Origin of the sequence: Nonomuraea sp. NPDC050394 (genome assembly GCF_044459065.1) — a bacterium.
Classification (GTDB): domain Bacteria; phylum Actinomycetota; class Actinomycetes; order Streptosporangiales; family Streptosporangiaceae; genus Nonomuraea.
In genome coordinates this window covers 137,230-146,933 of record NZ_JBITIO010000020.1, presented here as the reverse complement: position 1 = coordinate 146,933, position 9,704 = coordinate 137,230, and the positions used below count along the sequence as shown (strand labels likewise).

The window sequence follows — 9,704 nt, the reverse complement described above, 5'->3', positions numbered from 1 at the left end:
ATCTGGCACAACGACAAGACCGGCCAGCCCACCGCCCGATCCCTCACCGCCTACGACCATTAATCGCAAGCAGCAGCCTGGAATCAATCATCTAGACGGCCTCCCATTTGCTCTCAGGAGTCCCTGACCTGCCCGCCAGTCCTTCCAGTGCCATCACCCTGGTTTCTCGCCCCTCTGGGCAACACAGCGTCCGGCGACAACTTTCTCTACAGGGTCAAGGGCAGCCCGCCTGCGGCGGCCTGCCGCGCGTCGGGCGATCGCTGGCCGCGCTGCGGCTCTCCGGCCGGTCGCGGCCCACGCCGCCCACAGTTGACATAACGCCTAACGTGAGGGTAAGTCCGAAAAGTAGCAAGTATTCCATTTTGCACCTCTGGTCGCTGCCCTATCGCTGCGCTACCATACGTAGCCTTCGATGGTCGGCTCTGTCTGAGTGAGAGGCTTGCCCGTGGTGACACCGTCCACGGACCTTACCGTCCGGAGCGAAAGCGTTCAAAAGCTCTATACGGACTATCTTGCTGGGCGTTATGTGGTGAATCGCCGTTATCAGCGAAAGCTTGTTTGGACCGTCGAAGAGAAGCGCGACCTTATCGACTCGATACTAAGTGACCTGCCGATTCCGCTGATTTTGGTTGCAGAGATAACCGAGCATGGCCCTGCGGGATACGAACTTATCGATGGCATGCAGCGACTTAATGCCATCTTTTCATTTATTGAAAATGAATTCGATCTTGACGGGAAGTACTTTGACCTCGAATCTCTAGCTGACACCAAAGATCTTCGAGACGACGACAAGCTAATTCAAAAGGTGGATATTCTCCCAAGGGAGCTATCGCGAAAGATCTCCAATTACCTCCTTCCTATATCTGTATTTAAGGCGCCTACCACCGCCCAGGTTGATAAGGTATTTCAAAGGATTAACTCCGGCGGGAGGCGGCTATCTGGACAGGAGCTACGTCAGGCGGGATCTACGTCGGAGATTGCTCAGCTTGTTCGAGTCTGCGCCAGCAGAATACGCGGCGACTCCAGCAGTAGTGACATCGTTTCGTTGACGGAAATGCCAAAGCTGAGCATAAATAATCGTCACCTTGATTATGGTGTCGACGTTGACTCGATTTTTTGGGTTAGCCAGCAGATTCTTCGCCGCCTAGACGTCCGTAGCTCGTTCGATGAACAGCTAATTCTCGACATTTTGATCGATTGTCTAATCGACCCGCTACCCTCATCTGGGACGGACACCCGTGACTCGGTCTACGGAGCGATCGATGAGGATGATGAAACGGCAGTGTCGCTCGAACAGCGAGTGGCTGACCGGATAGACATTTATGGGAAAGAGAAACTCGAGGAAGATTTCTTTCTCGTGTACGACGAGCTCCGCGCAGTTGTGGGTGCTGCGGGGGAGACTTTTGTCCGCCTGATCGTCGGCCGAGGTCGAGGCGGCAGATACCCTCGTTATTTCCAAGCCGTCTACTTGGCATTCTGGGAGCTGATCATAAGGGATGGCTTCCGAGTGGCAAGCAGAACTGGTGCCGCAGAGAGCCTTAGAAATATTGGTACGCCCAGAGGGCAACTCAGCATTCCAGGAGGTGGTGGCGATTGGACGTCTCAGGACAAGCGAAAAAACATCGATGTTGTCAAAGGGGTTCTCCGTAGCTCCTTCGAGAAGGTGCCACAGGGCGAAGAGCGCGATGCTGGGAGATTCGGCCAAGCCTCGTTCCTTGAAAGAGTCCTGGCAAATTCCGTTACGGAACAGTCTCTATGTGAGCTAAAGCAGGGCTTGCTCGAGCTGAGTGCCTCAAGAACTTTCGATTCTAATTCATGGGAAAAGATTCTTCAGGAGATCACCGCGATCGCTAATGAGGGTCCGAATTCTATTGGATACCTCATTATTGGAATCGCAGACAAGGAGGCCGATGTAGAGCGCGTGCTTCGGCTTGACAGTATAAACTCTGTTGGATATCGCGGGTTCAATATCGTAGGAATCGAGAGAGAGGCCAAAGCCCGCAACGAAAATCTTAAGCAGTATGTCGATTGGATTGGAAATAAGCTATCCAATTGCGATCTCGATACTCGTCTTCGCTCTCAGGTGGCTTCGTCGATGTCACTCATAGACTATCACGGTAAAGCAGTGCTGCTTATCAAGATAAGCTCTGGTGGTGTCGGTCCATTTTTCTATAAAGGTAAGCTGTATGAGCGAAGTGGTGCTGGCCGAAAAGAAGTTCCCCAGCTGGACTATAATAGAATATTTGCCCGCTTTATTTCGTAGAATATAAGAGCTTTGGCGGGATGCGGGGATTGAAAGCCGTATGGCGTCATAGGTGGGGCGCAATTTCTTTGCAGTCGGGCCAAGCGTCCGATCTTAGGCGAGTAAATGTGGCGGGATAATTTCAGGATGTAACGTTTGCCGTGTCGTTTCACACTACGGCACAGCGGATGCCAGGAGCTACTGGTATCCCTGGCATCCGCTATCCCGGCGTTAGCCCTTGTAGTTGAAAATCTGGCGCAGCGTGTGCTGGACCTCTACGAGGTCCTGCTGGTCTGCCATCACCTGGTCGATCGACTTGTACGCCTCTGGGTGCTCGTCGACCAGGGCCGCAGCCCGGTCAGCGTTCCAGGTACGCCCGCTCATCGCCTGGGTGAGCGAAGCCGCCGACAGCTCCCGCTTCGCCTTGGTGCGTGACATCCGGCGTCCCGCCCCGTGCGAGCACGAGTTGTACGACTCCGGGTTTCCCCGACCGCGCACGATGTAGGACTGGGTCCCCATCGAGCCCGGGATGACGCCCTCGTCGCCACGGTCGGCCTTGATCGCGCCCTTGCGGGTGATCCACAGGGACTTGCCGTAGTGGGTCTCCTGCTGGGTGAAGTTGTGGTGGCAGTTGATCGTGCGGACACGCTGGCCCTTGCCGGCGACCCGGAAGAGGGCGTTGATCAGGACCTTGTCCATCCGTGCACGCGAGGCCATTGCGTAGCGCTGTGCCCACAGCATGTCCTCGATGTACGCGGTGAACTCCGGAGTGCTCTGGACCAGGTAAGCCAGGTCCGGGTCCTCCAGGCCGATCTCCTGCTTCTTCATCAGCTTCTTCGCGCCGACGATGTGCCTCGTCGCGAGCTGGTTGCCGATGCCGCGCGAACCCGAGTGCAGGACCGTCCAGACCCGGTTGCGCTCGTCGAGGCAGACCTCGACGAAGTGGTTGCCGGAACCGAGCGTGCCGAACTGGTCGCCGACCTTCTTGGTGAGCCTTGCGTCCAAGTCGGTGTGGGGGAGTCCGAGGTCACCCAGGGCGCGGTCCATGGACGGGTCCGCGTGGCCCTTGCCGACTCCGGCCGGGATGCGGTGCTCGACCATGGGCATGAGCGCAGCCAGGGTGTCGGGCAGGTCGTCGGCGGTGAGGTTGGTTTCCGTTGCGACCATTCCGCAGCCGATGTCGACGCCGACAGCGGCGGGAATGATGGCGTTCTCGGTTGGAATGACCGAGCCGACTGTTGCGCCGATGCCGACATGCGCGTCGGGCATGAGAGCGACGTGGCCAGAAACGAATGGCAGGCGTGCTGCGCGTGCGGCCTGCATGATCGCGCCTTCGTCGATCTCGCTGGCCCACGACAGCAGGTTCGGTGCGGGCTGGTTCGGCGACATTTGAAGATTCTCCTTACTGGTTCTTGATCAGTGTGGCGGGACCAGAAAGGAAATCCCACTCATTTATCGCCTGGAGGCTTTCCGTGGTGGGGTGGTGATGCGCGGGCTGATGTCCGTACCCCCGCCCCCGACAGCCCATTGTTCGTGACCCTCGGTCGGCGTCAACTCCGTCTGCGCGGCCGGGCAGGAGCCGCGTGGAAGGCCACGGGTGTGGGTGGCGGAAGACGGAGTTGACACCTCGGTCGGGTCACACAATCTGGCAGCTATCGGGGGCGGGGGAGGAGTGGGCCGTGGGATGAACCGGCCCACAGGGGTGGTGCGGCAGCGTGGGATGGTGAGCCTTCCAACCACCCGGTAGGCGGAAGATCGACCACGGTGCCGCACCGGCCCTGCGGTGCGGTGACGCGGGGAGGAGTCGTGTGGGGTCCCACGTCACCGCACCCGTTCAGGAGGTGTGGCGTTCTGCGGTTTTCAGCCGTTCCTCCAGGTCTTCAAGGGCGGAGGTGAGATAGATGTGCCTGGAACCGTGATCAGGGTCGTGACAGGTCTGCCCGCACCGCCGTATGGCTGCCCAGCCGTAGCACAGCTTGTGGAACTCCCACCATCGGCCGTAGGCGGACTCCAGACTCGCCAGCGTGGGATTCACGGGTTCAGCTCTGTGATCACTGGAGAGAGTGGGTGCGTTTCCCGGAGGACGGTAAGGCGACGAGCCAGCGCACGGGCGACTGTCCCGGGGCTCTCGGCGCTGTACGTCGTGTAGACGCGCCGTCCAGTCACGGGCGATATCCGCCCGCTCCACCAGCGATAGGCGAACCCGTCGCACCAGACCAGCAGCTCGACCCACACGGAGACGAGCGCGATGCCGTGACCCACGTGGACGTCTGCCGTGACGTCGAGGTCACGCAGCGATGATCGTAGGGCTATGGCTGATGCCTCTGCGGGCGTGCGGCGGACGAGGGGAGTCATGGGACGTACCGCGCCGCCAGGGGGCCGGACGGCACCACTAATCTGAAACACGGGTCAGGACCCTCGATTCCTGATCAAGGGACCCGCCGGGCGTTGCACCGCCTTGGCGGGTTCCCGCTGTTCTGCGTGCCGTCATCCATCACATCGCCTGGGGACACGCGCGCGTAGGTGCGCTTGAGGGACACTGGGGGACAGAGGTGGTGTCCCCCCGTCGCCCCGGTGAGGTGTTCGCATGGAGCCCAAGCACGTACCCGAGTGGGCCGCTCGCCTGCGCGCCGAACGCCGTGAGCGCGGGTGATCCCAGAACGAGATGGCCAAGCAACTCGCCGCAGTCGCCAACGGGGTGATCTTGCCGTCACGAGAGTCGGTCGTCCGGCGGATCAAGGCGTACGAAGCGGGGCAGCACCAGCCCGACGATCCGTACCGCCTGCTGTACTGCCGAGCATTCGGGCTCGGCGAGGGTGATCTTTTCGCTGACGCTCTGGTGACGGTCTCGGCGGATGACGAACTCGACGCGATGGAGCTGGCCCGCCGCAGCACCGCCAGCGACGTCGGCAACACCACCCTTGAACGGCTGGAACAGGTGGTGGACGATCTCGCGATCGCATACCCGGGGACGCCGCCGGCGGATCTGCTGACCAGCGTTCGCCGCCATCTCGGATACGTGGCCCGGCTGATGGACGCGAGGAAGACACTCTCCGAGCACCGCCGCCTGCTCGTGGTCGGCGGATGGCTCTCCCTGCTTGCCGCCACCTGTCACATCGACCTGCACCAGTTCCGAGCTGGTACGGCCCGGCTGAGAACCGCCGCAGAGCTGGCCAGGCACGCCGAGCACGCCGAGATCGTGGCGTGGTGCCTGGAGACTGAGGCATGGCAGGTCCTCACCGCAGGCGACTACCGCCGGGCCGTCACCCTCTCGCAGGCAGCCCAGGCCATCGCGCCTCGCGACAGCTCGGCCTTCATCCAGGCCACCGCGCAGGAGGGCCGGGCCTGGGCCAGGCTCGGGGCAGGCCCGGAGACCCGCGCCGCGTTGCACCGTGTGGGGCGCCTGGTCTCACCGCTCCCGGTGCCTGACCACCCCGAGCACCACTACCGGTACGACCCCGCCAAGAGTGAGGCGTACCTGGCGACGACCTTGTCCTGGCTCGGCGATCCCGCCGCCGAGAGCTACGCCCGCCATGTGCTCGCGCGGATGGAGGCGGCCAACGACGGACCCCCGCGACCCCGCAGGGCCGTGTCGGCGCGCTTGGATCTCGCCCTGTCGTTGCTGGGTGCCGATCAGCCCGACGAGGCCGGGGGGATCACGCTCTCGGCCATCACGAGTGGCTTGCTCGTGCCGTCGAACTACTGGCGTGCCAAAGAAGTGATCAACGGTGTTGAGCGACGCCAGTTCCCCGAGGCGGGTGTCCTTCGCGAGGCATATCGCGAGTTGAGCGCCTCCTATTGAGCGCCTCCTAGCAGAGTGGCCTCTAGGCTCTAGATCCCTGGTCAGCCGTGAGGTTGCGGTCTAGGGATGCCTCTAGGTCTAGAGGCATCCCCCTCTAGGCCGCGTCTTGGTCACGGAGTCGGGCGAGTCGCCGGGCGGTCGTGATGCGCTGGTGGGCGAGCTGTGCCCAGAACGCCTCACCGAACCGGTGGCCGCTTCCGCCGTACCGCCACTCGCTCACGGTGGTCGTGGCCTCCGGGTCGGGGGCCGGAAGGCCGAGCATCAGCCGCGCCTGCTCGGTCCGGTAGTCGGCCCGCGCCATACGCAGCGAGCCGAGGGTGATGGAGTAGTGGCGGGACTTGGTGGAGAAGTGGCCGGAGTAGCCGAGCATGTGCGCCCACTCCCGCAGCCGGAGTTGCCGGTAGATGTCGGCCAGGCTGAAGCACGTGATGATCATTCGCCGGGCATGCTCGGTCACGCGTAGCTCCGCGATCTCCCGGAAGTGCCGGACCCGGCGGTCCACGGTGCCCGCCGACTCCGCGCTCTTGGTGGCGTACTTGGCCACGTAGGCCGCCACCCGCTGATCGTTCACGCCGTCGAGTTCCTTGGAGACGTACACGGGCCGGACGTCGAGTTGTTCGCCCCAGACCACCGGCGGGGACGTCGGTGTGAGCGTCACCGCCTGGGCGGTCCGCCGGATGGCCTGGTCAAGCAATTCGGTCGTTGCGGACGGCGGGGGAGGGGCGGACGGTCCGTCCGGTCCGTCGAGCCGGACGACGGCGTGAAGTGGACGAGCCCGCGCGCCTGGTACTCCGCCACCTTGGCGTACGAGACGCGGACGGTCCGCCGGAGTTCGGCACGGGAGACGCCGAGCAGCCGGGCCAGGACGGACGGCAGGGTCTTCGTGAGCTCCCGCCACAGCGCACCCGCGTGGGCGTTCCACAACACGGCCCCGATGTAGTCGTAGCAGTCCACGCACAACGGCTGCCCGACAACGAGGTCATCGCGGTCGTGCCGCATGCCGCAACCCTCGGACCGTCCGTGTGGGCAGATGGGACGGTCCCGACGCGGACGGCACGGCATGTCGTGTTCTCGGTGGAGGTGGACCGCGCCGAAGGACGGCGCGGTGAAGGTGGCGAACACGCGCGGATGAGCGCTGACGTCCTCGGGGACGCCCTTGCCGCCGCGCAGGCCAGAGATGATCAGGTGGTACGTGTCGTCCTTGTAGACCGCCGAGCAGGCCGGGCATCGAGAGGCACGGCGGTTGCCGCACGCAGTGAGCAGGAACCCGGTCGGCTCATCGGCCGTCCGGTAGACGTCGAGGATCTCGCCCGTCCCCCGGTCGAGCGTGATCCTCTCGCCATGCAGCCGGACCGGTTGGGCGCAGCCGCCCGTGGCGTACACCATGCGTTGCCATCGGGCGAAGTCCGGCATGGCCGCGCGTTCCATCGCGGCCAGCAACTCGGGCGTGAAGGAGGGAGCCTGGTTCACGCGGCATTCCTCCCGCACGCGGTGTCGGGAGAGTCCTCGGGGATCTCGACCCCGAGGAGGGTGGCGATGCGTCGCCATTTCTCCTCGGACCAGCGAGGAGACCTTGCGGCTTGTTGTCTGCCCCACTCCCGGGCAGAAATGGGCGGTTCAGGCTTCAGATGGACTCCTTCCCTCGTGGGTGGAGCCACCGCCGCGCCGGACGGTCGCGACCTGCACCGGCACCAGGGCAGCCCGAAGCGAGCTGTTGGCGTGGAGCGCAGCAGCGAGAAGATCAGTAACGGAGTGCGGCGAGAATGTGGATGGCGCGCTCTTGGTGGTCACCTACCGCCGGGCCGGGGCCCTCCGGCGGATCTTCGGTGGTCAGTTGGTGCGGTTGTGCCCGGGCTCTTGCATGCGCCTGATGGGGATTCGCCGAGATGCTCGCTGGGTCGTGCCGTGCGGGATGCGATGGCTTCTTGCGTAGATCGGTTCTACCACCAGAAGGACGCGTTTATGCAGGTCCAGGTTCCCTTGGCGACCGGTGGTGGGGACGTCCGGTTGCGTCCGGTTGCGTGCGGCGGCGTCCCATGACGTCCGGCTGGTCACGGCTGCACGAGGTGAAAGTAAGGGAGCTGTGACCCCCGGTAAGGGTCGCAGCTCCCAGGACGTCCGCAGACGTCTAACGCCACAGCAGCTCAAGCTTGTCCGGGTCGAAGGTTTCACGGCTGCCGTTGCCCTGGCCGACGGGGTGGACGAGGATCGCGCGGAACGCCTCGCGGACGTAGCCCCGCTTCTGGGACATGTCCAAGCGGTCCGGATCGGTCGTGGACTGCCAACGTCGCCGGATGTCCGTGACGTCGGCACGGGCCCTCTGCGCGGTAGCCGCGTGGCGCTCACGCTCGACCGTAAGCCGCGAGATCTCCGACTCCAGGCGCTCGGCCTTCTCGAAGAACAGGCGATTGCTGATCTTCTTCTTGTGCCACCGTTCGCGGAGCTCGCGCAGATCGATCTCGGCCTCACGGAGTTCGGACTCGCCCGTCCAGGGGCCGACCTCGGGGGCCGTGAGCGAACGCTCCTCCAGCTTGGCCAGGACGGCTTCCGCGACGTACATGTCGACCTTGTCGCCGCGCCGGGCCAGACGCCCGCACCCGCCGTAGCTCTTCGACCGGCAGGCGTAGACGTGATAGCTCAGGTCAGGGTGCTGGGACACGCGCAACTTGGCCATGCACGGCTCGCCGTCCTCGCGTGGCCGACCACACCGCAGAACACCGGTCAGGAGATACGTGTGCTCCCGGAAGTCCTGCGGCAGATCGCCCAGCACGCCTTCCTTACCGACGCGCTTGCCCCGCCGCGCGTCGAAGACAGCCCGTACCGCCTCCCACTCCTCTGGCGTGACGATGGGCTCCCACTGCCCGACCACGGGGACACCGTCATTGCCCACGAGGATCTCGCCCTTGATCCGCCGCCAGCCGCACAGGCGCGGGTTCTGGAGGTACTGCTTGAGCGTCTGAGGAGTCCACGCGTTGCCACGCGCCGTGACGAACCCGCGTTCCTGCCACTCCACCACGATCGAGTTCAGGGAGCGTCCGGCGACGACCTGGCGGACCGCGTTCCTCGCGGCCTCCGACTCGGCGGGATGGAGAGTCCGGCGATCTTCGTTCCAGCCGAAGGCCCGGTAACCGTTGGGAAGCTCCGCGCTCTCGGCTCGCTTGCGATGCCAGCGCGTCACTCGCCGCCGCATCTTCTTGACCTCCATCCGGGAGATGACCGCGCCCATGAGGCCCATGGACTCCACGTCCTCGCTGTAGAGATCCTTCGGCCCTCTCGCGTCGGCGAAGACCCTGCCGTCCTCGGCGGTGATGGCATCGACGAATCGCTCGTAGTCGCCCGCCCGGCGGACGAGCCGATCCTCGGCGACGACCACGCAGCCACGAACCTCGGTACCGTCCGGCAGCTTCCCGGCACGGATCACCTTCAGCATCTCCTCGAAGTGGTCGCGGACCACGCCGTCCCTGGCCGCCGACTTGTCGTTGTCCGTGAAGGAGCGGACGATGCGCCAACCGAGCCGATCAGCGGTCGCGTGGTTGTACTGACGTTGATCGGCCACGGTGTGTTCGTCCTTGGCCTTGTCGGCACTGGCTCGCTCGTAACTGACCACAGGAACAAGATCGTCCATCGCAGAGCCTCCGGGGGAAGAACCTCATGCCTATA

General features: G+C 63.8%; 6 protein-coding genes and 1 pseudogene. 2 read left to right on the top strand and 5 right to left on the bottom strand.

The features are described from left to right. Positions 1 to 445 precede the first annotated feature (445 nt). Positions 446 to 2,263, top strand: a complete 1,818-nt coding sequence (locus ACIBKY_RS48295; RefSeq protein WP_397108239.1) for a DUF262 domain-containing protein — start codon at positions 446 to 448, stop codon at positions 2,261 to 2,263. A 210-nt stretch (positions 2,264 to 2,473) separates the two neighbouring features. On the opposite strand, the gene ACIBKY_RS48290 is transcribed toward ACIBKY_RS48295, so the two are convergent. The 3 genes from ACIBKY_RS48290 to ACIBKY_RS48280 form a co-directional block, all read right to left on the bottom strand. Then, the gene (locus tag ACIBKY_RS48290; RefSeq protein WP_397108237.1) at positions 2,474 to 3,631 is read right to left on the bottom strand and encodes an RtcB family protein; all 1,158 of its coding nucleotides are present in this window, start codon (positions 3,629 to 3,631) and stop codon (positions 2,474 to 2,476) included. Between the two features lie 445 nt (positions 3,632 to 4,076). Continuing rightward, entirely contained in the window at positions 4,077 to 4,277 is a 201-nt protein-coding gene (locus ACIBKY_RS48285; RefSeq protein WP_397108236.1) for a hypothetical protein, read from the bottom strand. Next, positions 4,274 to 4,597 carry a hypothetical protein gene (locus ACIBKY_RS48280; RefSeq protein WP_397108234.1) on the bottom strand — a complete coding sequence of 108 codons (324 nt, stop codon included), beginning with the start codon at positions 4,595 to 4,597 and terminating at the stop codon, positions 4,274 to 4,276. The genes ACIBKY_RS48285 and ACIBKY_RS48280 overlap by 4 nt, the downstream gene beginning before the upstream one ends. 310 nt (positions 4,598 to 4,907) lie before the next feature. Here ACIBKY_RS48280 and ACIBKY_RS48275 point away from each other — a divergent pair, with 310 nt between their 5' ends. Beyond that, positions 4,908 to 6,044 (top strand): hypothetical protein, encoded by a 1,137-nt coding sequence (locus tag ACIBKY_RS48275; protein WP_397108232.1) that lies wholly within the window; start codon positions 4,908 to 4,910, stop codon positions 6,042 to 6,044. Between the two features lie 94 nt (positions 6,045 to 6,138). Here the strand turns inward: ACIBKY_RS48275 and ACIBKY_RS48270 are convergent. Continuing rightward, positions 6,139 to 7,430: pseudogene (locus ACIBKY_RS48270) on the bottom strand (replication initiator). A 742-nt stretch (positions 7,431 to 8,172) separates the two neighbouring features. Next, complete coding sequence (locus ACIBKY_RS48265; protein WP_397108230.1) at positions 8,173 to 9,669, bottom strand: recombinase family protein; 1,497 nt, start codon at positions 9,667 to 9,669, stop codon at positions 8,173 to 8,175. Positions 9,670 to 9,704: the final 35 nt, after the last annotated feature.